This window comes from Bradyrhizobium sp. T-1, assembly GCF_053592855.1.
This window is the reverse complement of record NZ_CM132115.1, coordinates 4,857,251-4,883,392: the sequence shown is the minus strand read 5'-3', so window position 1 is coordinate 4,883,392 and position 26,142 is coordinate 4,857,251. Positions and strand designations below refer to the sequence as shown.

Sequence of the window (26,142 nt, the reverse complement as noted above, 5' to 3'; positions counted from 1 at the left end):
GGCCAGCACCGTCATTCCGGGGCGGTCCGCAGGACCGAACCTGGAATCTCAAGGTTCCGGGTTCGATGCTTTGCATCGCCCCGGAACGACGAACGCCGTTTACACCGCCCCCTTCGCGTCCTGGATCGCGCGCCACACGCGCTCCGGCGTCAGCGGCATGTCGATGTGCTTGATGCCGTAGTCCGAGAGCGCGTCGAGCACCGCGTTCACCACCGTCGACAGGCTGCCGGCACAGCCGGCTTCGCCGCAGCCCTTGCTGCCGAGCGGATTGGTCGTGGCCGGCACCGGGTGGTCACCGACCGTCATGCTGGGCACATCTTCCGCGCGAGGCAGAGCATAGTCCATCAGCGAGCCCGTGATCGGCTGGCCGCTCTCGTCGTAGCGGACGTGCTCCATCAGCGCCTGGCCGATGCCCTGCACGACGCCGCCATGAAGCTGGCCGGCGACCAGCAGCGGGTTGATCACCGTGCCGAAATCGTTGACCGCGCTGTAGCGCACAATCTGCACCACGCCGGTCTCGGGATCGATCTCGACCTCGGCGACGTGGCAGCCGTTCGGAAACGCTGACGGCACCGGCTCGCTGGTGTGGTCGACGTCGAGACTATCAGGCACGCCGTCCGGCACCTTGCCGTCATGCAGGCGCTTGGCGAGCTCCATGATGTCGATGCTGCGGTCGGTGCCGGCGATGGTAAAGCTGCCGTCCGCGAACTCGATGTCGGCCTCGGACGCCTCGAGCATGTGTGCGGCGGCGCGCTTGCCTTTTTCGATGACGAGCTTGGCAGCGCCCACGATCGCCATGCCGCTCGCAGTGATCGAGCGTGAGCCGCCGGTGCCGTTGCCGGTGTGGACGATGTCGCTGTCGCCCTGCACCAGCTTCACGCTCTCGAAGGGAACCCCCAACTGGGCGCACAGCACCTGGGCGAACGGCGTGGCGTGGCCCTGGCCGTAGTCGAGCGTGCCGGTGATGAGCTGCACGGTACCATCGGCATCGAACACGATTTTGCCGAGCTCGGGGCTTGGCGGCGCGGTGACCTCGAGATAGGAGCCGACCGCGATGCCGCGCAGCTTGCCGGCCTTCCTGCTCTCCTTCTTGCGCTTGGCGAAGTTCTCGTGGTCGGAGATGTCGAGCGCCTTGGCGAAGACGGCCTGAAAGTCGCCGCTGTCATAGGTGACGCCGGAGGAGGCCGCGAACGGCATCTGGTTCGGCTTGATGAAGTTGCGCTTGCGCATTGTCAGCCGGTTGATGCCCATCTCGTCGGCGGCGCGGTCGATCAGCCGCTCCATGTAGTAGTTGGCCTCGGGCCGGCCGGCGCCGCGATAGGCGCCCATCAGCGTGGTGTTGGTCAGCACCGTCTTGATGTCGATGCCCATCAGGGGCGTGCGGTAGACGCTGGAGAAGTTCTTGCCGGTGTTGAGCGAGAGCGGGCCGGGCGCAACGCCGGTGATGTAGGCGCCGAGATTACCGTAGCCCGAAAGCTTCGCCGCGAGGAAATGTCCCTCGGCGTCGAGCGCGAGCTCGGCATGGATCTTTTGCGCACGGCCGTGGCTGTCGGAGAGGAAGCTGGTCGAGCGCTCGTCGAGCCACTTCACCGGGCGTCCCAGCGCCTTCGCCGCGTACAGGATGCACATGTATTCGGGATAGTTGACGTTCTTCATGCCGAAGGAACCACCGACATTGGCGGTGAGGACGCGCACTTTCTCGTTCGGCACCTTGAGGTTCTTGGCAAGGTTGGCGCGGTTGCCCGCCACCCCCTGCGTCGGCATCTGGATGGTGTAGCGCTCGGTGGCCTTGTCGTAGGAGGCAAGTCCGACGCGCGGCTCCATCGACACCACGGCGACGCGGGTGTTCTCGATGTCGACCTTGGTGACATGGGCGGCGCTGGCGAAGGCCGCGTTGACCTTCTCCATGTCGCCATAATGATAGTCGAGCGCGACGTTGTTCGGGATGTGGTCGTAAAGTTGTGGCGCGCCGGGCTTGGTGGCCTCCTCGGGATCGGTCACCGCGGGCAGGGGCTCGATGTCGAGCTCGACGGCCTCGGCCGCATCGCGCGCCTGCGCCAGCGTGTCGGCCACCACGAAGGCGACGGGGTCGCCGACGAAGCGAACTTTGTCGGTGGCGAGTGGCTGGCGGTTGGTCTGGAGCAGGGGCGAGCCGTCGCGGCTCTTCAGCGGCAGGCCGCAGGTGAAAGGGCCATAGCCGGCGGCATCGAGGTCCTTGCCGGTCCACACGCCCAGCACGCCCGGCATCGCCTTGGCGGCATCGATGCCGATGCCGCGGATGATTCCATGGGCATGGGTCGAGCGAACGATCACGGCATAGGCCTGGCCGGGCAGGTTGAAATCGTCGGTGTAGCGGCCCTTACCGCGCACCAGCGTGTCGTCCTCCTTGCGGCGGACCGGCTGCCCGACGCCGTATTTTTGCAGTGCAATAGCGTTTTCGAGCGTCGAGGATTTCGTGTGTTCTTGCATGGAATGACCTGAAAAGCCGGCAATTGCGCGGTTTGTGGGCGCCTGGGGGACCGGATCCCCTGAGATAACCCACCGACCCGTTCACGACAACGCACGAATGGACATGGTCCTATGTGATGCGTTGTTGCGCATACCCGCCGCGCTGCTAATGTTTCAGGCGAAAAATCAATTCCAGACCGGCCCGACCGGCCGCGGAAAGACAGTTTGTATGAATGACCACACGCGGCTCCGCGACGGCCTTGCGCCGCACGGTGAGCTGGAGGGGTCGATGGTGGCGGTGGCGTTGGCCACTGAGCCCGCCGTCCCCGTGCAGGCGTCGGGAACCGGCGTTTATGCGGCGCTCGACCTCGGCACCAACAATTGCAGGCTCCTGATCGCCTGTCCGACCCACGACGGCTTTCGCGTGGTCGATTCCTTTTCGCGCATCATCCGGCTCGGCGAAGGCGTCTCGGCCACGGGGAACATCAGCGAGGCGGCGATCGATCGCGCCATCGCCGCGCTCAGCATCTGCCGGGACAAGATCAACTTACGGAAAGCGCGGCGGCTGCGGCTGATCGCGACCGAAGCCTGCCGCGCGGCCTCCAATGCGGAAGATTTCCGCAGCCGTGTCGCGGCCGAGACCGGCATCGAGCTCGAGGTGATCGACCGCGAGACGGAAGCCTCGCTCGCCATGCTCGGCTGCTCGCCGTTGGTCGATCCCCGGGGCAGAGGTGCCATCCTGTTCGATATCGGCGGCGGCTCGACCGAGCTGGTGCGGATCGAGCGCGACGCGCAAAATCCGGAGCCGCGCATCAAGGCGTGGATGTCGATTCCGTACGGCGTCGTCACGCTGGCCGAACAGTTCGGTGGCCGCGACGTGACGCCGGAGATCTATGCCGCGATGGAGCAGGAGGTCGCCAACCATGTCGCGCCTTTCGCGGAAACGCATGGCCGCGATCTCACCGACATGCATCTGCTCGGCACGTCGGGCACGGTGACCACGCTCGCCGGCATCCATCTCAATCTCGCGCGCTACGACCGCCGCCGCATCGACAGCATCTGGATGAACGACACCGACATCACCGCGACCGTCAACAAACTGCTTGGCATGAGCTACGAGGAGCGCGCGAACAATAACTGCATCAGCGTCGAGCGCGCCGATCTCGTGCTGGCCGGCTGCGCCATTCTCGATGCGATCCGCCGCGCCTTCCCGCTGCCGCGCCTGCGCGTCGCCGACCGCGGCCTGCGCGAGGGCATGCTGGTCGAGATGATGCGCGAGGACGGCGCGCTCAGGAGCTGGTGAGATGGCGAAAGACACCACCGGCCGCTTGCACGTCCAGGTCAAGACCGGCGGCAAGCGCAAGTTGTCGTCGAAGCTCTGGCTGGAGCGGCAGCTCAACGATCCCTACGTCGCCAAGGCCAAGGCGGCCGGCTATCGGTCGCGCGCGGCGTTCAAGCTGCTCGAGATCGACGACAAGTTCCGCCTGCTCAAGCCTGGCATGGCCGTGGTCGACCTCGGCGCCGCGCCCGGCGGCTGGAGCCAGATCGCAGCCAAGCGGGTCGGCTCGGTCGATGGCAAGGGCAAGGTCGTGGCGATCGATCTCTTGGAGATGCCGGAGATCCCCGGCGTCGACTTCACGCAGCTCGATTTCATGGACAATGACGCGCCCGACAAGCTCACCGCGATGTTGGGCGGTGGCGCCGATGTCGTGATGTCGGACATGGCCGCCAACACCACCGGCCATCGCAAGACCGACCAGCTCCGCATCGTCGGTCTGGTCGAGACCGCCGCCGCGTTCGCCTGCGACGTGCTCAAGCCCGGCGGCACGTTCCTGGCCAAGACGTTCCAGAGCGGCGCCGATGCCGATCTGCTCGCCCAGCTCAAGCGCGACTTTGCGACGGTGCGTCATGTGAAGCCCGCGGCGAGCCGGCAGGATTCGTCCGAGCGTTACGTGCTGGCGACGGGTTTTCGGGGCGAGGCGAAGGCGCAATAACTCCGCTGTCGTCCCGGTGAAGGCCGGGACGACGCCGAGTATGTTGCGCCGTTTGCGGAAAATTCACCCCAGCCGCTGATCGCGCATGTCCTGGGTATCTTCCGTCGCGACCTTGACGGCGGCGCTGGCGGCGCTTTTTGCGGCACCCTTGCGGCTCGCGATCTCCACCGCCTTGCGACCGGAGATCTCGTGGCCGGCATCGCTCGGCATCTGCCAGAAGAACCAGCTCGATGCCGCCGAGGTCAACGCCACCACGACGAAGGCGGGCGCGAACACGGTGGCGTCGATCTCGCTGACATGGCCGAACCACATCGTCGTCTCGACGCAAGCTGCGCCGACCGCGACGCCGGCGGAGATCGCGAGTTGCTGGTTGACGCTGACAAGCGTGGTGGCGCGGCTCATCTGGGCGCTCTCGACGTCGGCATAGGCCACCGTGTTGATCGCGGTGAACTCGAGCGAGCGGAAGAAGCCGCCGACGACCAGGATCACCAGGATGATGAGCAGCGGCGTCGTCACCGTGAACAGCGCGCACACGCCGAGGAAAAATGCAGAGACGATCGCGTTCACCGTCATCAGATTGCGGAAGCCGAAGGTGCGGATGATCCGCGCGGCCAGCGTCTTCATGCCCATCGCGCCGAGCGAGGAGCCGAAGGTGACCAGCCCGGAATGAAACGGTGACAGGCCGAAGCCGATCTGCATCAGCAGCGGCAGCAGGAAGGGCAGGGCGCCAATACCGAGCCGGAACAGGAATCCGCCCAACACGGCCGCGCGCAGCGTCGGCAGGTTGAGCAGCGAAAAGTCCAGCACCGGCGATCCCGTCCGCCGGGCATGAATGACGTAGAGCGTCATCGAGATCGCGCCGCCCGCAACCAGGGCTGCGACCGTGCTCCAGGGCAGCAGATTGAGGCCGGCCACGGAGAGACCGAACGCGATGCCGGCAAGGCCGAGCCCTGCGAGCACCATGCCGTAGAGATCGAACTTTTCCTGCGTCTCGCTCTTGATGGGATCGATGAACCGCAGCGCCATGAAGATGCCGAGCAGGCCGATCGGAATGTTGATCAGGAAGATCCAGTGCCACGACGCGTAGGTGGTGATGAAGCCGCCGAGCGGCGGGCCGATCACCGGACCGATCAGGGCAGGGACCGTCACCCAGGCCATTGCATTGACCAGAGCGCTCTTGTCGACCGAGCGGAGCAGCACGAGGCGCCCGACCGGCGTCATCATCGCGCCGCCCATGCCCTGGAGGATTCGCGCGAATACGAAGTTGGTGACCGAGGTCGAGAGCGCGCAGCCGACCGATCCGACCATGAACACGCCGACGGCGATCGCGAACACCATGCGCGCGCCGAACCTGTCAGCGGTCCAGCCGCTCGCCGGGATGAACACCGCGAGCGACAAGAGGTAGGAGGTGATCGCGAGCTTCAGCGTCAGCGGACTGGTGCCGATGTCGGCCGCGATCGCCGGCAGCGAGGTGGCGATCACCGTCGAGTCCATGTTCTCCATGAAGAGAGCGGTGGCCACGATCAGCGGGATGATGCGTTGCTTGTCGACCATGACGGTTTGGTAATGGAAACGGGGCCGAAGGGCGAGAATTGCGGCTTATCACCGCCGCTGGCGCCGGACCATTGTGGATCGGCGCATAGCACCTAAATCCTGTGCTCGCTCCTTCGTCATTTTCGGCCCCGCGGCTTCGTCGCGCCCCCGGGAATGACGGGGCCCGCCCGGCTATCCCGGCTGAATTTGCGTAAAAAGCCTGTGCATGGCTGGCCAGCGGTCCGATTTGCTTTGATTCGTCGCGCGGCCGTGCTATCGACCCGCGTCAACCCCACCGATGGGCTCCGATTCTCAAGGCGATGCCGCAAGGTACGCCGAGGGCGGCGCTCATCCATAGCTATTTGCGGCAGGGCCGCAGGAAGGAGTTGGCAAATGGCCACGGTGCAACTTCAAGGCATTCGCGAAGCCTTTACGTTCGACGACGTGCTGTTGAAGCCGGGCCTCTCGGACGTCATGCCGGGCGAGGTCGACATCCGTTCCCGCGTCACCCGCGCCATCCCGCTCAACATCCCGATCATGGCCTCGGCCATGGATACCGTCACCGAGGCCCGCATGGCGATCGCCATGGCGCAGGCCGGCGGCCTCGGCGTGATCCACCGCAATTTCGATCCCGAAGGGCAGGCCGCCCAGGTGCGGCAGGTCAAGCGGTACGAGTCGGGCATGGTGGTGAACCCGCTCACCATCAGCCCCGAGGCATCGCTCGACGACGCGCTCAAGCTGATGAGCGATCACGGCATCTCCGGCATTCCCGTCGTCACCGGTGCCGGCAAGTCCACGCCGGGCAAGCTGGTCGGCATCCTCACCAACCGCGACGTGCGTTTTGCCACCGACCGCCGGCAAAAAGTCTCCGAGTTGATGACGCATGAAGGCCTCGTCACGGTGCGCGAGAATGTCAGCCAGGACGAAGCGCGGCGCATGCTGCACCAGCATCGCATTGAGAAGCTGCTCGTCGTCGACGAGCAGTATCGCTGCGTCGGCCTGATCACGGTCAAGGACATGGAGAAGGCGGTCGCCCATCCGCTGGCCTGCAAGGACGCGCAGGGCCGCCTGCGTGTCGCCGCCGCCACCACGGTCGGCGACACCGGCTTTGAGCGCACTGAGCGCCTCATCGATGCCGGTGTCGACCTCGTCGTCGTCGATACCGCGCACGGCCATTCGCGCCACGTGCTGCATGCGGTCAACCGCATCAAGCGCCTGTCCAACTCGGTGCAGGTCGTCGCCGGCAACATCGCGACATCGGACGGTGCACAGGCGCTGATCGATGCGGGCGCGGACTGCATCAAGGTCGGCATCGGCCCAGGCTCGATCTGCACCACGCGCATCGTGGCTGGCGTCGGCGTGCCCCAGCTCACCGCGATCATGGATGCGGTGGAAGCGGCGAAGAAATCCGACATTCCCGTCATCGCCGACGGCGGCATCAAGTTCTCGGGCGACCTTGCCAAGGCGCTCGCTGCCGGTGCCGACATTGCGATGGTCGGCTCGCTGCTTGCCGGCACCGACGAGACGCCGGGCGAAGTGTTCCTCTGGCAGGGCCGTTCCTACAAGGCCTATCGCGGCATGGGCTCGGTCGGCGCGATGGCGCGGGGCTCGGCCGACCGCTACTTCCAGCAGGACATCAAGGATTCGCTCAAGCTCGTGCCTGAAGGCATCGAGGGCCAGGTGCCCTACAAGGGCCCGGTCGGCAACGTGATGCACCAGCTCGCCGGCGGCTTGCGCGCCGCGATGGGCTATGTCGGTGCAAAGGACATGAAGGAGCTGCACGAGAAGGCGCAGTTTGTCCGCATCACCGGCGCGGGCCTGCGCGAAAGCCACGTCCACGACGTGACCATCACACGCGAGAGCCCGAACTATCCCGGTGGCGGCTAAAGCATGATCCGGAAAGGTGCGAAGCGGTTTTCCGGAAAGATCATGCGTCTAAGAGAACCTAAATCGCGATGACCATTCCTCCAAATCTCATCGCGATTTAGTTTCGCGCGGTTCAAGCCGCGCGCACGGCCTCGAGAAATTTCCCGACCTCGAGCTTGAGGCGGCCCGAATCCGAGGCCAGCAATTGGGCGGCGGTCAGTACCTGGGACGAGGCCGAGCCGGTCTCGCTGGCGCCCTGCTGGACGTCGTTGATGTTGGCGGAGACCTGCTGGGTGCCGTGCGCCGCCTGCTGCACGTTTCGCGCGATTTCCTGCGTCGCTGCGCCCTGTTCCTCGACGGCCGCCGCAATCGTCGAGGAGATTTCCGACAGTCGCTCGATCGTCTCGCTGATCGCCTTGATGGCGCCGACGGATTCCTGCGTCGCCGCCTGGACGCTTCCGATCTGCTGATGGATTTCCTCGGTCGCCTTGGCGGTCTGCTGCGCCAGCGCCTTCACCTCCGAGGCGACCACTGCGAAGCCGCGGCCGGCATCGCCGGCGCGTGCGGCCTCGATGGTCGCGTTCAGCGCCAAAAGGTTGGTCTGGCCCGCGATCGAGTTGATGAGCTCGATGACGTCGCCGATCCGGCTTGCGGCCTGTGACAGTTCGCCGACGCGGTCATTGGTGCGGCGGGCCTGCTCGACGGCGTCGCCGGCCACGCGCGCGGATTCCTGGACCTGCCGGCTGATCTCGTTGACCGACGATGTGAGCTCTTCGGTCGCGGAGGCGACCGACTGCACGTTGGCGGATGCCTCCTCGGACGCCGCCGCGACGGCCGTCGTCAGCGTCTGCGAACGATCCGCATTGGTGTTCAAGGTACCGGCCGAACCTTCAAGCTCGGTCGCTGCCGACGACACCGTGCTGACGATCTCGCCGATCACGGTCTCGAAATCGCGCGTGATGATGTTGACGCGGCGGCCGCGCTCGATTTGCGCTTCGGCGTTACGTGCGGAATCTTCGTCGGCGAGCTTCTTTGCGACCAGCGCGTCCTTGAAGATCTGCAGCGCGCCAGCCATGGTGCCGATCTCGTCCTTGCGATGCCCGTCGGGGATTGCAACGGCGAGTTCGCCGTCGGCAAGCCGCAGCGTCGCGCCGGTCAGCCGCACCAGCGGACCGATCACCTGGCGCATCACGGCGATGACGACGGCGACCGAGGCGATCAGCACGACCAACAGGGCCCCCAGAGCCCAGATCAGCCGTGTCTGCGCCTGTGCGATCGCCGCGTCGTTGGCGTCGTGGGCAAAGGTCAAGGCGGCGTCGCGCAGACCGAGCACGCTGTTCAGGACGGGAGCGAGCCAGCGGGGCCATTCGGCCTCACCGATCGGGCTGGGACGACTTTCCCGGGCGGCCGCGACCATTTCTTGAAACCGCGGCTCGCCTTCGGTCATCAGTTTCGCACGCACCTGGTTGGTGACGTTGGCGAGCGCCGGCGCATCGCCGGCATTGTGGACACCCTGCTCGATCTGGGTCCAGATCAGCGCGACCTGACCGGTCAATTCAGTCACCTCGACGCGCTGGGCTGGCGACAAGGGTTGGTTGCGAGCGAAAAGGCCGAGCACGGCGGCACGCGCGCCATTGATGGTGCGCATGCTCTGCGCGCTCTGCGCCAGCGTCGCCGACGGCAGGAGGTTCTCGATGTCGCTGCCGGCGCGCGAGAGGTTGATCAAGGCTTCGCTCGTCGCCGCCGTGAGGGCATCGACGGAGCGCGCCAGACCGTCCACGATCGCCGTCTGGCTGTCGGCGGGGCGTTGCGACTTCGGCAGGACCGCGGCCTGGCGGCCGGCGCTGCGGGTCTTTTGCAACGTCTGCTCGGCGGCCTCGATCGACCGCGTCGGCAGCTCTGCCGCGCGAGTGGCCGCCTTGGCGGCGTTGATGGCGGCGTCGGTGTTGGCGATGGTCTTGTCGAGAGCCGACAGCTTTTCGGACGTGGCCGGCTCGGCCGGAGTCGCGACGGCGTACCAGGCGGTGCGTTCGACCGGAATGAGACTGTTGGCCTTCATCACCAGCTCGAAGGCGGTGAGCGAGCGCGCGGCGGCTTCCCGCTTGCGCAGATCACCCCATCCGCCCCAGGCGACCGCTCCGGCGAAGGCGACAGCGAGCAGGCTTGTGATCAGATTTCCGGCCAGGACGCGCCAGCGCAGGCTGAGACCGCCCTTCGCGCCGATCTTGGAGGAGGGAGCAGATGGCGGGGCAAGCTCTGGCACGAAAGGACTCTTCGATCATGGGAGGTCCTTACAATTTTAGATCGCAATCGCGACCAAAGCCTTAATCGACCGGGGGTTTGCTTCATCACGCCGCTCCTCCTAAATCATGCCGACAACCAATCCGGAGGAACCATCATGGCCCAAGCAAAACGCATCGTTCTCGCCGCGCGTCCCGTCGGCGAGCCTAAATCGTCCGATTTTCGTCTGGAGGAATTCGCTGTGCCAACGTCGGGCGCAGGCGAGATTCTGCTGCGCACGGTCTGGCTGTCGCTCGATCCTTATATGCGCGGGCGCATGAGCGAGGGGCCGTCCTATGCCGCGCCGGTGCCGGTCGGCGGCGTGATGGAGGGCGAGGCCGTGAGCGAGGTCGCGGCCTCCAACAATCCTGATTTCGCGGTCGGCGACATCGTGCGAATTCGTTCGGGCTGGCAGACGCATGCGGTCTCGAACGGCAAGGGCCTGATCAAGGTCGACCCCAAGCTCGGCCCGATCTCGACTTCGATCGGCGTGCTCGGCATGCCCGGTATGACCGCCTACACAGGCCTGCTCGACATCGGCAAGCCACAGGAAGGCGAGACGGTCGTCGTTGCCGGTGCCTCCGGCGCGGTCGGCTCGGCGGTCGGCCAGATCGCCAAGATCAAGGGTGCACGTGCGGTCGGCATCGCCGGCGGCAAGGACAAGTGCGATTACGTCGTGAAGGAACTCGGCTTCGATGCCTGCATCGACCATCGCGATCCCGATCTCGCGGCGAAGCTGAAGGACGCTTGCCCGAAAGGCATCGACGTCTATTTCGAGAATGTCGGCGGCGCCGTGTTCGAGGCGGTCTTCCCGCTGCTCAATCCATTCGCGCGTGTGCCGGTCTGCGGCCTGATCGCGCATTACAACGACACCGAGGCCAAGCCGCCGAAATGGGCCGCGTCGATGATGCGCGCGACGCTGACCAAGCGGCTGACCTTCCGCGGCTTCATCGTCTCCGATTTCGCCTCGCGCCATGGCGACTTCCTGCGCGACATGTCGGGATGGGTCCGCGACGGCAAGGTGAAGTACAAGGAGTTCGTCACTGAGGGCCTGGAGAGCGCCCCGGGCGCCTTCATCGGGCTCCTGAAGGGGGCCAATTTCGGCAAGCAGCTGGTCCGGGTCGGGCCGGATAAGGCGTAGCTGCCAGGCTTGGCGCGTCGCCCGCGGGCCTCGCGCGCCTTTGCGTTGCACCGACGCCACACCCCGGGGCGTCGGTGGTTAACAAAGAGTTACCTATTCGCCACACTTGCCCGCAAAAGGCGCAAGGTGTGACCGAGGGTTCATTGACGCCCGGTCGAAGGCATTGAATCATCGCGCATATTTAGGGTGTTGCGATGTTAGAGATCGGTATTTTCTGCGTAATCCTTCTGGCTGCCGGCTATTGGATGGCCATGTATGTCATGGGCCGCCACGACGACGTCATCCACGGCAAGTTCGTGCACAGCGAGGAGCAGGGCGAGTTTGCAGCCCCCGCCATGCCGACGCCTCCGCCACGCTTTCCCAAACGCCCGGTCAAGGCGGTCGAGCCCGCCAGGATTGTGCCCGCCGATGGTCCCGCCGCGAAGCCCGTGACCAGTGAAGCGTTGCAGTCGCTGCTGGCTGCAATCCAGCACGATCTCAAGAGCGTCGCCTGAGCGGAGCTAGTGCTCACCGCCCATCTGGGCGAACAGCTCTTCGATGTCGACATCGACCTGACCCGCGGCACGGATGTGACGGACTTCAATGCGGTCGGGGGCGAAGCGATACTCGACCAGCCCGACTTCCTTGATCGCGATCCGGTCCTGGCGCGCATCGTTGATCTTGAAGCCGACCGAGGGCGCCCAGACGTGCCGCGTGTGGTGAAACGTGAAGTCGCGGCGTTGATGCACGTGACCGCTGGCGATCAGGCGGAGATCGACGCGTCCGAACATTTCGATCAGCCGCGCACGCGCCGGCTGCGGCACGTAGCGGATCGAGGTCTCCGGCGTCTCGGGATCATCGGGCAGGTTGAGAAACAGCGGCTTGTGAATGAACAGCGCGACCGGCTTGCCGTTCACGCGCGCGATCTCCGAGGCGAGCCAGTCGAATTGCTCGGCTTCGAAGGCGAGCCCTGAATTCATCACCAGCGAGTTGAGGCCGATGAAGCGCCAGCCGGCGGCCTCGAACGACCAATGGTCGTCGCCGATGATGTCGCGGAATTGCTGGCGGTGGGCTTCAGTGATCGGCGGCTTCGGTGCAGGTCCGATCGCGGTGGGATTGTCGCCGATGTCGTGATTGCCGGGGATGTAACGACACGCGACGGGCAACGCATCGTGCAGGCGCTTGGCGAGCGCGACGTCGTCGCGGCTGGTGGGCCCGTCGAAGGAGACGTCACCGGTGTTGATGACGAGGTCAGGCCTGTCAGCGTCGATGTGCTCACTGACGCGATGAAAGTTCGCGATCAGGCCGGGAAAGCGCCGGCCGAGATGCGTGTCCGAAATCTGGGTGAGGCGAAATTCTGACATGCGCGAAGTATCGTCCGGCCAAACGTCGGAACGATGACGCGCGCGCAAAATCGGCGATGAAACAAAGTTTAAAGCACGCGATAGCGGATGGTGTAGGCGTCCTGCGGCGCGAGGTTGCCTGTCAGCGGCGAGGCGATGCGGTCGGCGAGATGCCAGGGGCCGAACTGCTCGGTGCGATGCGGCTCGGCGGGCAGGCGCAGGCGAAACTCGAACATGCCCTTGCCGGGCAGGTTCACGACCAGCACACGGTCGGCGGTGCGATGGTTGAGCGCGACCGCCCCGCGCAGCAGCGCCCGTCCGTCGGCGAGGTCACTGACGCCGTCGACCAAAGCGAGCGTCTGATTGCGGTCGGTATTCAGCTCGATCTGGGTATCGGCGGACACCGTCGCCAGCGTCTCGCGCGGCATGCGGATCTCGAACTCGACCGCGGGCTTGGACGGGTTGAGGCCGAGATAGGCGAGCGCGGCGTGGCGCATGTCGTAGGCGGCAAAGGCGAACAGGGCGATGGCGGCGAGCGTCGCCAGGCCATGCCTGACGATGTCGCGCCAGGTCCGGTAGCCCAGGCGGAAATACACCGTCATCGCCAGCGCGACCGCCAGCGCCGCCGCGATGCCTGAGAGCGCCGATAGCCAGATGCCGAGCTGGCCGTCCGCGGATTCGGTCCAAAGGCTGGACAGGGTGTTCATGGCGGCGTCTCGCCTTGCGATCAAACGGGTCGAAATCGCTTTGATGACTGGTGGTTGGTCGCAAGATCGGGAACGCTGGTTCAAGTCGCTCGCGGATGATTGCAGCCGCCGCAAACAATGCCGCCGGCGCCGTGGCGCCGACGGCAATTGCCGTGACTGTTCAAGCGTGTTGGCCTGGATCCTGCGGCGCCTTCTGAAGCGCTATTCTGCGGCCATCAGGACCGGCGCCTCGCGGCGTGAGAACTTGCCGCAGACCTGCGTGCTCAGGCAGTCGTCGCACTGCCGGGAGCGTGCGGCCTGCTGCAACAGGCGGAAGCGGGCGGGCAGGGCGGCGAGATCGGCGGCGCTTTGCAGGCTGCCGATGTCGATGCCGTAGTCCTGCGTCGTGAAGCTGCAGGGCGAGACCTGGCCCTTCTCGTCGACGAACAGAAAGCTCTGTCCGGGATCGCAATCGCTGACGGGCATGCGCTGACCTTGCGTGCTGGCCCGGATCCGCGCCAGATATTGCTCGCCGCCGATCAGCATCACGCTGCGTGACGCGAGGTGTTGGCGGATCGCCGGCAGGGCCTGTCCAAGCGCATCGACGTCGGCACCGGTGAGACGGTGCTGCGGATAGAACTCCGGCCGGTCGCGGCCGCCGAGCTGGTTGTAGGTGATCTCGGCGATGCCCCAGTCGGCAAGTTCTTCGCACAGCGCGGCGAACTCGCCGACATTCTGGTGCATCAGCACGATGTTGGCGCGCAGCTTCAGCCTTGAATCGAGCGCACGCGCTTCGGCCGCGAGCTGAGGGACCCAGCGGCGCAGCTTGTCGAAACCGCCGGCCCAGCCGCGCGAGGGATCGTGGAAGGCGGCAAGACCGTCGACGCTGATGGTCAGCTCCTTGTAGCTCTCGCACAGATGCCGGCGCAGCGCCGGGCTGCCAAGCGTCGTGCCGTTGGTGGTCGCGCTGACCTCGAGGCCAAGCCCGCGCACGGCGTGGGTCAGGGCTTGCAAGGGCTGCCAGCGCAGCGGCTCGCCGCCGAGCCAGCTCAGCAGAACGCGGTCGCCGGTTTGCGCCTGGTGCTCGGCCAGCACCGCGGCGAAGCGGAGGATATCGGCGGGCGCAGCCTGGCCGCGCGGAAAGCCGAGACGCTTGTCATAGGCGCAGAATCCGCAGGCGAGGTTGCAACTGTCCACGACACGCCAGACGACGATCATGTTGGCCTCTCTCTTTGCTTCAGTGTCTCAGGCGATGATTGCCATCGCCTTGACGAAAGCCTGGGTCTGGGGGAGATATATTGCAACTTGTTATTTGCAATTTGCTATTTGAATGGCTAGGATGGACCCATGGCCGCCGAGCTGATCCGCCCCATTCTCACCGTCGACGTCGTGCTGCTGACCCTGCACGACGACCGCATCCATGTCGTGCTCCAGGCGCGGGAAAAGGCCCCGCATGCCGGACGACTTGCGCTGGTCGGCGGCTATGTCCATCCCGAAGAGGACGACTCGACCCACGCCGCAGCGGTGCGCGTGCTGCGCGACAAGGCCGGGCTTTCGGTGCGCGTGCTGGAGCAGTTGATGACCTTTTCGGGCGGACAGCGCGATCCGCGCGGCTGGTCGGCGTCGATCGCCTATTACACGCTGCTGCCGCATGAGGATTTTGCCGCCCGGGGCGTGACGTCGCTGAAAATGCTGCCGCCCGCCGAGGCGAAGGGACTTCCGTTCGACCACGACGCCATCGTCGCCGCCGCGATCGAGCGCTGCCGCCGCCGCGCGGCCTATTCGTCGTTGCCGGCCTTTCTGCTGCCGCCGGAATTCACCCTGCCGGAGCTGCGGCGCGCCTATGAGGCCGCGCTCGGCCGCTCGCTCAACGACAGCGCCTTCCGTCGCAAGATCGACGAGCTCAGGCTGATCGAACAGGTGGCCGGTTCCGTCAGCAAGGCGTCCGCGCGGCCGGCGCAATTGTTTCGTTTGGCCAAGTCCGGCGTTGTCGAATTCGACCGCACCGTGTAGCGGTGATCGCCTCGCGCGCCGTTCGCGCCATTTTCGGGAAAGTTCCGATGTCCGTCCAAATGGTCCTGCTGCCAGTCTTCGTGCAGATCGGGCTCACCTTCGCGCTGCTGATCGGCATGGTGTTCGGGCGCCGGAATGCGCTGGTCTCGGGCGAGACCAAGATCCGCGACATTGCGCTGGGCGAGCCGAACTGGCCAAAGGGCGCCACGCAAATCGCCAATTGCTACCGCAACCAGTTCGAGTTGCCGGTGCTGTTCTACGCGCTGATCGCGCTGGCGCTGCCGCTTCGCCACGCCGATCTCTTCATCGTGCTGATGTCCTGGGTGTTCGTGGTGACGCGCTTTGCCCATGCCGGCGTGTTCGTCAGTTCGAACGATCTCGGCCGGCGCTCGTCGGTCTGGCTCGCCGGTGTCCTGGTGCTGCTGGCGATGTGGATCTATTTCGCACTTAAAATCCTGTTGCTGATCTAGGCGCTTGCTCGCCAATCTTGATCTGAAAGATTCAAATGACTCCCGCTGCCCGGCTGTCCGCAGCCATTGAAGTGATCAACACCATCGAGAAGGACCGCGTGCCTGCGGCCAAGGCGCTGAAGGAGTGGGGCACCGCGCACCGCTTTGCCGGCTCCGGCGACCGCGCCGCCATTGCCGGCCTGGTCTGGGACGTGCTGCGCCGCTTTTCCTCCAGCGCGTTCCTGATGGATTCCGATACCGCACGCGCGCGGCTGATCGGCATGCTGCGCCTCGAGCGGAACATGGATAGCGCAACCATGGGCGCCTTGTTCGACGGCAGCCGGTTCGCACCCGAGCCCCTGACCGAGGCCGAGCAGGCGGCGCTCAGCCATCGCTCGCTGAAAGATGCGCCCGCCGCCATCGCGGGCGACTATCCGGACTGGCTGGATTCCCACCTCGCAAAAGTGTTCGGCGAGGACCGCGTCGCCGAGGCGGCGGCGATGGCGAGCCGGGCGCCGCTCGATTTGCGCGTCAACACGCTAAAATCCAATCGCGACAAGGTGCTGAAGGCGCTTGCTCATCTTCATGCGAAACCGACGCCATGGTCGCCAAACGGCCTGCGCATCGAGCTTTCGGCCGATGCGCGCAATCCCGGCATCCAGGCCGAGGAGGATTTCATCAAGGGCGGCGTTGAGGTGCAGGATGAAGGATCGCAGCTTGCGGCGCTCTTCACCGCGGCAAAACCGGGCGAGCAGGTGATCGATCTCTGCGCCGGCGCCGGCGGCAAGACGCTGGCGCTGGCAGCGATGATGCAGGGCAAAGGCCGGCTGATCGCGACCGACAGCGACAAGCGCCAGCTTGTGCCCATCCACGAACGCCTGTCGCGCGCCGGTGTCCACAATGCCGATGTCCGCACGCCCAAGGGCGAGGTCGATCCACTGGCCGATATCCGCGCGACGGCCGATCTCGTCGTCATCGACGCGCCCTGCACGGGAACCGGAACCTGGCGCCGCAATCCCGACGCCAAATGGCGCATGCGGCCGGGTGCCCTGGAGATTCGCCTCAAGGATCAGGCCGAGGTGCTGGAGCGTGCGGTTCCGTTGGTGAAGACGGGCGGCCGCATCGCCTACATCACCTGCTCGGTCCTTGCGGAGGAGAACGGCGAGCAGGTGAGGGCGTTCGTCGCCGAGCATCCCGAGTTCACGGTGGTGCCGCCGGAGCAGACCGCCAGCGTGCTCTGGGACAAGGCCGAGGCGTTCGCAGAAGCTGCGCTGCAATCGCCCGAGGGCTGGCTCATGACCCCGCGCCGCACCGGAACGGATGGGTTCTTCGTGTCCGTTCTGAAGAAAGCGGGCTGAATTCGCTCCGCCGACATTCCGGGGCGCCCGCAGGGCGAGCCCGGAATGACGAGCGGGCAAACAAAAACCCCGCGAACCGGATCCCGGTCGCGGGGTCTTTCGAACTCTACGATCTGCCGGTACGTCCGCGGTCAGATCGCGAATTTCGCGGTCAACTAGCCGGCGCGGAGGTTGTCGGCCGAGGACTTGCCGCTGCGGCGGTCCGCAACGATGTCGAAGGAGACCTTCTGGCCCTCGTTGAGGGTGCTCAGACCGGCGCGCTCAACGGCGCTGATGTGAACGAAGACGTCCTTTGCGCCGTCATCCGGCTGGATGAAGCCAAAGCCCTTTTGGTTGTTGAACCACTTCACGGTGCCCATTGCCATAGTCATTTCCTTTCAATTGACGATGCACTCAGGGGGACAAATGCGCATTATCCGCGCCCACGTCCCGATTGGTCGATTTTGGAGAAATACCTGAAACGTGCTCGCCCATTGGAAATGAGACGGAGCGGCCCAGTCGTTCGGCCAAGGATCGATGTTCACAATCTAGCGATTTTTTGGGGCAACTTCAAGGCGGCACGCGCCCACAGCGAGCCCCTCGCATTTTGCTATTTTGCGCTGCACACCGCGCTCGGAAAGATAGTTCCGTCAATCCACGATGAAGAGCGTCGCGCCCATCGCGGTCGACGAACGATGCGCGGCATCGCCGAAATCCGAGACCTGATAGCTCATCCCCGGCGTGAGCTTGAACTTGCGTCCGTCGCGCAGTTCGCTGTCGAGCTCCCCCGCAAGCACGTAGAGCACGTGTCCGCGATCGCACCAGTGATCGGCGAGATAGCCCGGCGAATACTCCACCATCCGCACGCGCAACTCGCCGATGTTGAGCGTCCGCCACAGCGCGTGCCCGGTCTCGCCGGGATGCCTGGTGGCTTCGACCTTGCTCCAGTCGGTGACGGTGAAGGGCGAGGTGGGGAGTTTCATGGGGAGGGTCCTGTTTCAGCGCGGGCGGACGCAGTGTTAACGCACGTGTCCGCCCCAGTCTCCGTCATTGCGAGCGCAGCGAAGCAATCCAGCACTGCATCCGCGGAAGGATTCTGGATTGCTTTGCTTCGCTCGCAATGACGGGGAGAGAGCGGCACTCACTGCGGCAAATGATTCGCCGAGCCCTGCACGATCAGCCCAGCGTCGTTCACCCGCAGATATTCGCAGATCTTCCTGCCCCGCTCGTTCTCGTAAAACACCACCACGCTGTCCGGGCTCACGAACACGTCGATCAGCGCAAAGTGCAGCTCCGGCAGCAGGGCGAGCGCCTTGCCCCAATAAGCCCGCAGCGCGTCCTTGCCGCGCACCGTTCCGCTCGGATCGAATCCCATCATGGGAATGCGGTCCGAGGTCATCACCGTGGCCTCGTCGTAGAGCGTCAGCACGCGCTCGAGGTCGCGCGCGTTCCAGGCCTCGACCCAGGTCCGGCCGAGCGCGGCAAGCGTAGATGGCTGATGATGCTGTGACATGAGCGGTCTCCCTGATTGGCCCCGGTTTGGTGGGTGGGGCAAATTAGGTCAATAATACTTACCTATATGGATTTGTCCATGCCCAAAGAAGCATGTGGGCGCGCAGCGTGTGCGGTTGCGGGCCGGTCGCGCGTCGCGTATTTGCTGGCCATGACAGCAGCACAGAACGACCGCTCCGCGTCGACGCCTTCGGTGGCCTCGGCGCACGACAAGATTCTCATCGTCGACTTTGGCAGCCAGGTGACGCAGCTGATTGCGCGTCGTGTGCGCGAGGACGGCGTCTATTGCGAGATCGTCCCGTTCAACAAGGCCGAACAGGCCTTTTTGGAGATGAAGCCGAAAGCGGTGATTCTCTCCGGCGGCCCGGAGTCGGTGCATGAGGCCGGCTCGCCCCGCGCGCCGCAGCTGATCTTCGCCTCCGGCGTGCCGGTGATGGGCATCTGCTACGGCCAGATGACCATGGCCGAGCAGCTCGGCGGCACCGTCGAGGGCGGCCATCACCGCGAATTCGGCCGCGCCGATGTCGAGGTGAAGGCCGAGAGCAAGCTGTTCGAGGACGTCTGGTCGTCAGGCAGCAAGAACCAGGTCTGGATGAGCCATGGCGACCGCATCACCAAGATGCCGCCGGGCTTCTCAGTCGCCGGCACCTCGCCGAACGCGCCGTTCGCGATCATCCAGGACGAGACGCGCAAATATTACGGCCTGATGTTCCACCCCGAAGTGGTGCACACGCCCGATGGCGCCAAGCTGATCCGCAATTTCGTCCGCAAGATCGCCGGCCTCACCGGCGACTGGACCATGCGCGCCTTCCGCGAGGAGGAGATCGCGAAGATCCGCCAGCAGGTCGGCAAGGGCAAGGTGATCTGCGGCCTCTCCGGCGGTGTCGATTCCGCAGTCGCCGCCGTGCTGATCCACGAGGCCATCGGCGACCAGCTCACCTGCGTGTTCGTCGATCACGGCATGCTGCGCCTCGACGAGGCCAAGACGGTGGTCGACCTGTTCCGCCACCACTACAACATCCCGCTCGTGCACGTGGACGCATCGAAGCAATTCCTGGGCGAGCTCGAAGGCGTCACCGACCCGGAAGTGAAGCGCAAGACCATCGGCCGTCTCTTCATCGAGGTGTTCGAGCAGGAAGCCAAGAAGCTCGGCGGCGCCGACTTCTTGGCGCAAGGCACGCTCTATCCCGACGTGATCGAGAGCGTCTCCTTCACCGGCGGCCCCTCAGTCACCATCAAGTCGCACCACAATGTCGGCGGTCTGCCCGAGCGCATGAACATGAAGCTCGTCGAGCCCCTGCGCGAGCTGTTCAAGGACGAGGTGCGCAAGCTCGGCTACGAGCTCGGCCTTCCCGAAATCTTCGTCGGCCGCCACCCGTTCCCGGGCCCGGGCCTCGCCATCCGCTGCCCCGGCGACATCACGAAGGACAAGCTCGACATCCTGCGCAAGGCCGATGCCGTCTACATCGACCAGATCCGGAAAGCAGGCCTCTACGATGACATCTGGCAAGCCTTCGCCGTGCTGCTGCCCGTCAAGACCGTCGGCGTCATGGGCGACGGCCGCACCTACGACTACGTCGTGGGCCTCCGCGCCGTCACCTCCACCGACGGCATGACCGCGGACTTCTACCAGTTCGACATGAAATTCCTGGGCGAGACCGCCACGCGCATCATCAACGAGGTGAAGGGCGTGAACCGGGTGGTGTACGACGTGACGAGCAAGCCGCCGGGGACGATTGAGTGGGAGTAGGATGAAGCGGCAGAATGGTATAGCTCCCGCTCCATAGGCTCCTGTGCTAGAACCGAGTCTGCGCGCGTTGCGGCGGTCTCCTCATCGGGACCCGAACGCGCAAGGACGCCCGGCATGAAGTTCGCCTATGAGGACTTGAGTGACGATCAGTTCGAAACGCTGATCGTTCTGTTGTGCCAACGGCTGCTCGGCATGTCGGTCAAGGGGTTTGCCAAGGGCCCCGACGGCGGCCGCGATGCCAAGTTTGTTGGTACTGCCGAGCTTCATCCGAGCAAGGCCGCGCCGTGGACCGGGACGGTTGTTGTCCAAGCAAAACACACGAACGGGTACAATCGCCATTTTGGCGAGGCTGATTTTTACAGCTCCAAGTCCCAAGATTCGGTGATCGGGAAGGAGGTGCCGCGCATCGCAAACCTCCGGAAGAACAAGCAGCTCGATCACTACATGCTGTTCGCTAACCGACGTCTGGCTGGCAATGCCGATCAGACCATCACCCAGCATATCGCGAAAGAATGCGATCTGCCTGAAGGTTCGATCTATCTTTGCGGGCTCGAGCAGCTCGAGCTTTACATGAAGCAGTTTCCAGAGGTGCCAGCACTCGCTGATCTCGATCCGGTCGACTCCCCATTGATTGTGTCGCCTGATGAACTAGCTGTTGTTGTCGAGGCGATCGCCAGCCACGAGGCTGACCTGTCGGCAGTCCTAGACACCCCACCGGGCGAGCGAACCTCGTATGAGGCGAAGAATGCCCTCAACAACATGACGCCGGAGTATGCGACCGCTCTTCGCAAGCGATATCTCAAGGACACCGCGCAAATTCGGGCGTTTCTAGCCGCGCCGGAGAATTTGGAGATACTCAAGTCCTATGAGGTGGCGGCCGAGGAGTTCCAGATGAAGATTATCTCCAAGCGGAAGGACTTCCAGGACTTCGATGCGGTCATGGAGTATCTGCTTGATCTTCTGTTCCAGCGCGATGCGATTCTGCGCCAGAAGCAGCACAAGCGCCTAACCCGCGCCGTGCTGTTCTACATGTACTGGAATTGCGATATTGGGGAAGCCGCCGATGCTGAGACCTAGCAAACACGCGCATCCCGACCGCACTGTTGTCAATGTTGCGCTTTTGATGCTTACGCGGCTGCGTGCGCAGCGCCTATGCGAATACGACGCACTGCTCATCTTTGTCCGCAAAGCGGTTATTGGCGGTGACGTGCTGTTCCTGCCGTCGCTTAACTTTCTCTATCTGCTTGGGCTGATCGAATATCATCCTAAGACCGATGCAATTGAATACGTAGGACAGAATGAAGCCGTCTAAGCTTTATTCCAACCGGCCCACTGCGTTTGCCCCAGTTGAGCTCGAGCCTGAGCTCAATGTCGTGCTGGCTGAAATCCGTTTGCCCGAGAACCGCGATCGAGATACGCACAATCTTGGCAAAACAACATTTGGTCGTCTGCTCGATTTCGGCTTTCTTGCCGGCCGAGACGCCAAGTTTTTCCTGTTCAAGCACCTCGACCGCTTCGAGGAATTTATATTCTTCCTGGAGATTGAACTTCTCGACGGTGCCTATGTCACCGTCCGTCGCAGCGTTGCCGAGGCATCGAAGGTCGCCTTCAAGAAGCATGCGGCGCGTCATCAGGACTTCTCGACGTTGCCCGATCTGGAATGGGATCATTATGATGTCCCATTTGATCGCGCTAAGGAGCTACTCGACAGCTTACTCGATTGGCGGGCGCTAAAGCCGTGGGACTATCGTAAAGGACTCGGCTATTTTCTGCGTTCGCAGGACGACTTCCGGGACGTCTTCCAACTGCGGAAGTTTGCCAACTCGCACGCCGATTGGAAGCCGTTTCTGGCGCACGTTCTAGGGTTTGATGCCGAGCTGATCACCCAACATTACACTAAGGAGGATGAGCTCAAGGAGAAGGAGCAGAAAGCGACTACGATCCGCCAAGAGCTGGGGGGCGAGATCGAGGACGCTGGCAAGATCGACGGGCTCTTGCTGCTCAAGCGCCAAGAAGTGGACAAGAAGCAGCTACTTCTCGACGCTTTCGACTTCCGAAGCCAAGACAAGGCCGCCACCAAACAGCTCGTCGATCAGGTTGACGAGCGCATCGCTGCGCTAAATCAGCGGCGCTATTCGCTCACTCAAAATCGAAAGAAGATTATCACTTCGCTAGAGGCGGACCAGATCCTTTTTAATCCCGAGGATGCAAGCGAGCTGTTCCGCGAGGCCGGCGTGTATTTCGCCGGTCAGATTAAGCGTGATTTTCAGCAGTTAATTTCTTTTAATAAGGCAATTACCGACGAACGCAGGGGCTATCTGGTCGAAGAGCGCGCCGAGATCGAAGCCGAGCTGAAAGCAGTCAGCTCGGAGTTAAATACGCTTGGTAAACGTCGTTCTGAAATGCTCGCGTTTTTGAGCAGCACCGATTCTTTCGCGAAGTACAAGCGCCTTTCTAGCGAGATGGTAACGCTTCGCGCCGACATCGAGGGCCTAGAGCGGCAACGGGAGTTTGTGCACAAGCTTCAGCAGCTGCGGACCGACATCCGCACACTTGCTGAGGAAAAGACCCACCTGCAGGCGGCGATCGAGGCTGACGTCGAGGCTAAGAACGCCGATCGCGAGAGCCTCTTTTCGAAGATTCGGCTTTTCTTCAACGAGATCGTTGAAGACGTGATCGATCAAAAGGCGTTGCTCAGCGTGGTCGTCAACCAGTACGGGCATCTCGATTTCCGTGCCGAACTACTTGACGATGCGGGTATTGCGACCAGTGCCGACCGCGGATTCAGCTACAAAAAGCTGCTCTGCATCGCATTTGATTTGGCTCTGCTGCGCGCGCATCTCAGCGATGGCTTTCCACGATTTGCCTTCCACGACGGCCTATTCGAATCGCTTGACGATCGGAAGAAGGAAAATCTACTCGGCGTGATCCGTCGCTACACCGCGCTCGGATTGCAATCGATTATCACGCTCATTGACTCCGATTTGCCGCCGCGAGACGATGACAGTGCCGTGTTCGATCAGTCCGAAATCGTGCTGCTGCTCCATGACGAGGACGATACTGGCCGGCTCTTTAAGATGAAGCCTTGGTGATAGATAGTAGGCACATTAGGTCGGATTGATAGATATCCCTTTGCTCCACCCGTCCTTCGAACTCTGGCAAACAGGCAATGTCGATTGTAGCGGAGGGGTTGCATGGATGAGGACGACACGAAGAAGGAATTCGTTGAACGGGTACGGCGGCACTTTCAGGAGATCACGCCTCAACTGAATAGAGAAATGGCGATGATCGCAGAATTGTCATGGGAAGAGGAGACGAGCTTCCTGCTGATTGAATACGACGCGTCACAGTTTAGCGAAGAATTTTTTGTGGCAATGTGGGAGATGGATGCCGATGGCGAACCTGTCGACCGGGAGGGGCACTGGTTTCTCAAGGGCCGGACGGTCGTCGTTCCCTCCGAAATTTACGATGATGAGAAATACGAGGTGATTGAACCGGGGGAAACGGCTTCAGAGCTTCTGGAGCAATGGTTCGCCCAAGCGTGGCGTGCCCATGGACCTAAGGCACCTCCGGCGTACATCGGCCACCACGACGACTATTTCAAGACCGATCTGGCCACCAGCGGCCAGGTGAACTGGGACAGCATCCTGGCGCGAGCAAAGGCTGGGCTCGCCTCATAGTCTCGACGACAATGTCCCAAACCGCAAGATCGGTCGAGCGCACCACCGCCATCCCGGCCTAACTCGAGCCGCCACGGAGGAGGGACGATGACGGCGGCACTGCAAAACTATCAGACCCGGATGCGGCGCGTGCTGGACCATATCGACCGGCATCTCGACGCGGATCTGGATCTGGACAGCTTGAGCGCTGTCGCGGCGTTCTCGAAATTCCATTTCCACCGGCAGTTCATGGCGACCTTCGGGCTATCAGTGCATCGCTATGTCCAGCTGGCCCGCATGAAGCGCGCGTCGCATCAGCTGGCCTATAACGACGCCCTTGATGTCACCGACATCGCGATGGATGCCGGCTACGACGCACCTGACGCCTTCGCCCGCGCTTTTCGGCAACGGTTCGGGCAGTCGCCGTCGTCGTTCCGGAAATCGCCGGACTGGGAGCCGTGGCTTGCGGCCTTCGGGCCTCTCGACATTGCGAGGAGCAAGCTCATGCAGACAAGCTTTACCAGTGACGACGTGACGATCCGCGATGTGCCCACGACCAGGGTGGCAATCATGGAGCATCGGGGGAGCCCCGAGACGCTCGGTGATACGATCCGGCGGTTTATCGCTTGGCGCAAGGCCGCCGGCCTGCACCCCAGGACAAGTCCGACCTTCAATGTCTGGCATTCCGAGGGTCGGCCTGCGCAGCAGGACGAATATCACATCGACCTTTGCGTCGGCACCGACCAGCCGATCGAGGCGAACGGCGAAGCGATCAAGGCCGGCGAGATCCCCGGCGGACGCTGCGCGGTGCTGCGCATCGTCGGTTTCACCGACAATCTGGAGCCCGCCGCGCTCTATCTCTATCGCGACTGGCTTCCTGCCAGCGGTGAGGAAGCACGCGACTTCCCGATCTATTGCCAGCGGCTGAGCCTGTTTCCGGAAGTGCCGGAACATGAGGCTGTCGCGGAGGTCTTCCTGCCGCTGAAGTAGTGCGCGGCCGTAGGGCGGATTAGCCCGCGGCTGCGCGAAGCGCAGTCCGCCGGCGTAATCCGCCATCTCTCAACGCGTCCCGCTCAAGATGGCGGATTGCGCTTCGCTAATCCGCCCTACGGAGCCGATCACTCCCGCGCCATCTTCTCGAACTTCTTCACCAGCCGCTCGCGCTTCAGCCGCGACAGCCGCTGGATCCAGAACATGCCGTCGAGCTGATCGATCTCGTGCTGATGGCAGACGGCGCGCAGGCCATCGGACTCCTCGGTCTGCAAATTGCCGTCGAGATCGTGGTAGCTGATCCGCACGCGGGCGTGGCGCTGCACCTCGTCGGTAACGCCGGGCATCGAGACGCTGCCTTCCTTGTGGAGGATCATCTCGGGCGAGGCCCATTCGATCTCAGGATTGACGTAGGTCTGCGCGCCCACTTTCGGATCGAGCTCGAGCACGACGAGCCGCAGGGGCACGCCGATATGCGGCGCCGTGATGCCGATGCCGGGCGCAGCGCGCATCGTCTCCATCAGGTCGGCGGCCAGCGCGCGCAAGCCGTCGTCAAAGACGGTGACGGGGCGGGCCGGCATCGCGAGCCGGCGGTCGGGATAGCGGACGATGGGACGAATGGGCATGAGTCGCGTGCTAGCTCCTCTGAATCAGTTCTCGCCCGATACGCTTCACGGGTTCGCTCCGCAGCACGATGGCGGTCGTGACCGAACCATACCGAGCAATCGCATCGACGATGCTCTCGAGCTCCGCCGGCGAGGGCACGATCACCTTGAGGTGGAAGCAATCCTCTCCTGTCAGCCTCAGGACTTCGATGATCTCAGGCATCTCCGCAAATTGCTTCAGGCACGCCTTGATGTGTTCATGCGTCGTCCGCAGGCGGATGATCGCCATCATCTTGAGACCGACCGCGGCCGGATCGATGACGGCGCGATAGGCGCTGATGATCCCGCGCTCCTCCAGTCGCTTCAGGCGTTCCGAGGTGGCCGGCTGGGACAGGCCGACCTTTCGCCCCAGTTCCGAGACGCTGATGCGGCCATCATCCTGCAGCGTTTCGATGATCGCAATGTCGGTCGGATCGAGGACGGGCTGAAAATCCTGGCTTCGCGTCATGGCCTTTGATCTATCGGAATTGTGCGGCTCTTTCCGATGAATGCCAATT

Annotated in this window: 25 protein-coding genes; 14 read left to right on the top strand and 11 right to left on the bottom strand. The window is 63.7% G+C overall.

Translation table 11 applies throughout. The features are described 5' to 3' along the window. Window positions 1–99: 99 nt before the first annotated feature. On the bottom strand, window positions 100–2,469 hold the full coding sequence (locus tag ACWAT4_RS23730; protein WP_449728200.1) for a xanthine dehydrogenase family protein molybdopterin-binding subunit: 2,370 nt from the start codon (window positions 2,467–2,469) through the stop codon (window positions 100–102). 208 nt (window positions 2,470–2,677) lie between these two features. On the opposite strand from ACWAT4_RS23730, the gene ACWAT4_RS23725 reads away from it, so the two are divergent. Both ACWAT4_RS23725 and ACWAT4_RS23720 read left to right on the top strand, forming a co-directional pair. Beyond that, window positions 2,678–3,751, top strand: a complete 1,074-nt coding sequence (locus tag ACWAT4_RS23725) for a Ppx/GppA phosphatase family protein (protein WP_212299285.1) — start codon at window positions 2,678–2,680, stop codon at window positions 3,749–3,751. 1 nt (window position 3,752) lies between these two features. Then, complete coding sequence (locus ACWAT4_RS23720; RefSeq protein WP_449728199.1) at window positions 3,753–4,442, top strand: RlmE family RNA methyltransferase; 690 nt, start codon at window positions 3,753–3,755, stop codon at window positions 4,440–4,442. Between the two features lie 63 nt (window positions 4,443–4,505). Here ACWAT4_RS23720 and ACWAT4_RS23715 read toward each other — a convergent pair whose 3' ends face one another. Then, window positions 4,506–5,996 (bottom strand): MFS transporter, encoded by a 1,491-nt coding sequence (locus ACWAT4_RS23715; RefSeq protein ID WP_449728198.1) that lies wholly within the window; start codon window positions 5,994–5,996, stop codon window positions 4,506–4,508. Between the two features lie 372 nt (window positions 5,997–6,368). Here ACWAT4_RS23715 and guaB point away from each other — a divergent pair, with 372 nt between their 5' ends. Continuing rightward, window positions 6,369–7,862, top strand: a complete 1,494-nt coding sequence (gene guaB / locus ACWAT4_RS23710) for an IMP dehydrogenase (RefSeq protein ID WP_212299288.1) — start codon at window positions 6,369–6,371, stop codon at window positions 7,860–7,862. 112 nt (window positions 7,863–7,974) lie between these two features. On the opposite strand, the gene ACWAT4_RS23705 is transcribed toward guaB, so the two are convergent. Then, entirely contained in the window at window positions 7,975–10,104 is a 2,130-nt protein-coding gene (locus ACWAT4_RS23705; protein WP_449728197.1) for a methyl-accepting chemotaxis protein, read from the bottom strand. Between the two features lie 135 nt (window positions 10,105–10,239). Between ACWAT4_RS23705 and ACWAT4_RS23700 the strand changes: the two genes are divergently transcribed. After that, on the top strand, window positions 10,240–11,262 hold the full coding sequence (locus tag ACWAT4_RS23700) for an NADP-dependent oxidoreductase (protein ID WP_449728196.1): 1,023 nt from the start codon (window positions 10,240–10,242) through the stop codon (window positions 11,260–11,262). 194 nt (window positions 11,263–11,456) lie between these two features. Continuing rightward, a complete protein-coding gene (locus ACWAT4_RS23695) occupies window positions 11,457–11,756 on the top strand; it encodes a hypothetical protein (RefSeq protein ID WP_449728195.1) in 300 nt (99 codons plus the stop codon). 6 nt (window positions 11,757–11,762) lie between these two features. Here ACWAT4_RS23695 and ACWAT4_RS23690 read toward each other — a convergent pair whose 3' ends face one another. The 3 genes from ACWAT4_RS23690 to ACWAT4_RS23680 all read right to left on the bottom strand — a co-directional run bounded on the left by ACWAT4_RS23690 (window position 11,763) and on the right by ACWAT4_RS23680 (window position 14,488). Then, window positions 11,763–12,605, bottom strand: a complete 843-nt coding sequence (locus ACWAT4_RS23690; protein ID WP_449728194.1) for a metallophosphoesterase family protein — start codon at window positions 12,603–12,605, stop codon at window positions 11,763–11,765. 68 nt (window positions 12,606–12,673) lie between these two features. Next, the gene (locus ACWAT4_RS23685; RefSeq protein WP_449728193.1) at window positions 12,674–13,291 is read right to left on the bottom strand and encodes an acriflavin resistance protein; all 618 of its coding nucleotides are present in this window, start codon (window positions 13,289–13,291) and stop codon (window positions 12,674–12,676) included. Window positions 13,292–13,492: 201 nt separating this feature from the next. Continuing rightward, complete coding sequence (locus ACWAT4_RS23680) at window positions 13,493–14,488, bottom strand: radical SAM protein (RefSeq protein WP_449728192.1); 996 nt, start codon at window positions 14,486–14,488, stop codon at window positions 13,493–13,495. 129 nt (window positions 14,489–14,617) lie between these two features. Between ACWAT4_RS23680 and ACWAT4_RS23675 the strand changes: the two genes are divergently transcribed. From ACWAT4_RS23675 to ACWAT4_RS23665, 3 genes are read left to right on the top strand one after another with little or no spacing between them, the layout of a single operon-like run. Next, window positions 14,618–15,283, top strand: a complete 666-nt coding sequence (locus ACWAT4_RS23675) for an NUDIX hydrolase (protein ID WP_449728191.1) — start codon at window positions 14,618–14,620, stop codon at window positions 15,281–15,283. Between the two features lie 47 nt (window positions 15,284–15,330). After that, window positions 15,331–15,753 carry an MAPEG family protein gene (locus ACWAT4_RS23670; protein ID WP_212299295.1) on the top strand — a complete coding sequence of 141 codons (423 nt, stop codon included), beginning with the start codon at window positions 15,331–15,333 and terminating at the stop codon, window positions 15,751–15,753. A 35-nt stretch (window positions 15,754–15,788) separates the two neighbouring features. Next, window positions 15,789–17,090 (top strand): RsmB/NOP family class I SAM-dependent RNA methyltransferase, encoded by a 1,302-nt coding sequence (locus ACWAT4_RS23665; RefSeq protein ID WP_449728190.1) that lies wholly within the window; start codon window positions 15,789–15,791, stop codon window positions 17,088–17,090. 155 nt (window positions 17,091–17,245) lie between these two features. On the opposite strand, the gene ACWAT4_RS23660 is transcribed toward ACWAT4_RS23665, so the two are convergent. The 3 genes from ACWAT4_RS23660 to ACWAT4_RS23650 all read right to left on the bottom strand — a co-directional run bounded on the left by ACWAT4_RS23660 (window position 17,246) and on the right by ACWAT4_RS23650 (window position 18,582). Continuing rightward, window positions 17,246–17,455: a cold-shock protein gene (locus ACWAT4_RS23660; RefSeq protein WP_027532363.1), complete on the bottom strand. Its 210-nt coding sequence runs from the start codon at window positions 17,453–17,455 to the stop codon at window positions 17,246–17,248. Window positions 17,456–17,719: 264 nt separating this feature from the next. Next, window positions 17,720–18,052 (bottom strand): DHCW motif cupin fold protein, encoded by a 333-nt coding sequence (locus ACWAT4_RS23655; protein WP_212427941.1) that lies wholly within the window; start codon window positions 18,050–18,052, stop codon window positions 17,720–17,722. A gap of 158 nt (window positions 18,053–18,210) precedes the next feature. Continuing rightward, window positions 18,211–18,582: a nuclear transport factor 2 family protein gene (locus tag ACWAT4_RS23650; RefSeq protein WP_449728189.1), complete on the bottom strand. Its 372-nt coding sequence runs from the start codon at window positions 18,580–18,582 to the stop codon at window positions 18,211–18,213. Window positions 18,583–18,732: 150 nt separating this feature from the next. On the opposite strand from ACWAT4_RS23650, the gene guaA reads away from it, so the two are divergent. The 6 genes from guaA (at window position 18,733) to ACWAT4_RS23620 (ending at window position 24,980) form a co-directional block, all read left to right on the top strand. Further along, entirely contained in the window at window positions 18,733–20,331 is a 1,599-nt protein-coding gene (gene guaA, locus ACWAT4_RS23645) for a glutamine-hydrolyzing GMP synthase (protein ID WP_449731250.1), read from the top strand. Between the two features lie 114 nt (window positions 20,332–20,445). Beyond that, window positions 20,446–21,408 (top strand): ABC-three component system protein, encoded by a 963-nt coding sequence (locus ACWAT4_RS23640; protein WP_449728188.1) that lies wholly within the window; start codon window positions 20,446–20,448, stop codon window positions 21,406–21,408. Continuing rightward, window positions 21,395–21,643 carry an ABC-three component system middle component 8 gene (locus tag ACWAT4_RS23635; RefSeq protein WP_449728187.1) on the top strand — a complete coding sequence of 83 codons (249 nt, stop codon included), beginning with the start codon at window positions 21,395–21,397 and terminating at the stop codon, window positions 21,641–21,643. Before ACWAT4_RS23640 ends, ACWAT4_RS23635 begins: the two co-directional genes overlap by 14 nt. Next, a complete protein-coding gene (locus ACWAT4_RS23630; RefSeq protein WP_449728186.1) occupies window positions 21,630–23,423 on the top strand; it encodes a DUF2326 domain-containing protein in 1,794 nt (597 codons plus the stop codon). The genes ACWAT4_RS23635 and ACWAT4_RS23630 overlap by 14 nt, the downstream gene beginning before the upstream one ends. Before the next feature lie 102 nt (window positions 23,424–23,525). Further along, window positions 23,526–24,011, top strand: coding sequence for a hypothetical protein (locus ACWAT4_RS23625; RefSeq protein ID WP_449728185.1), 486 nt, complete (start codon window positions 23,526–23,528; stop codon window positions 24,009–24,011). Between the two features lie 87 nt (window positions 24,012–24,098). Then, complete coding sequence (locus ACWAT4_RS23620; protein ID WP_449728184.1) at window positions 24,099–24,980, top strand: AraC family transcriptional regulator; 882 nt, start codon at window positions 24,099–24,101, stop codon at window positions 24,978–24,980. A 128-nt stretch (window positions 24,981–25,108) separates the two neighbouring features. Here the strand turns inward: ACWAT4_RS23620 and ACWAT4_RS23615 are convergent, their stop codons facing one another. Beyond that, a complete protein-coding gene (locus tag ACWAT4_RS23615) occupies window positions 25,109–25,606 on the bottom strand; it encodes a peptide deformylase (protein WP_449728183.1) in 498 nt (165 codons plus the stop codon). A 10-nt stretch (window positions 25,607–25,616) separates the two neighbouring features. Beyond that, window positions 25,617–26,093, bottom strand: coding sequence for an Lrp/AsnC family transcriptional regulator (locus ACWAT4_RS23610; protein WP_449728182.1), 477 nt, complete (start codon window positions 26,091–26,093; stop codon window positions 25,617–25,619). Window positions 26,094–26,142: the final 49 nt, after the last annotated feature.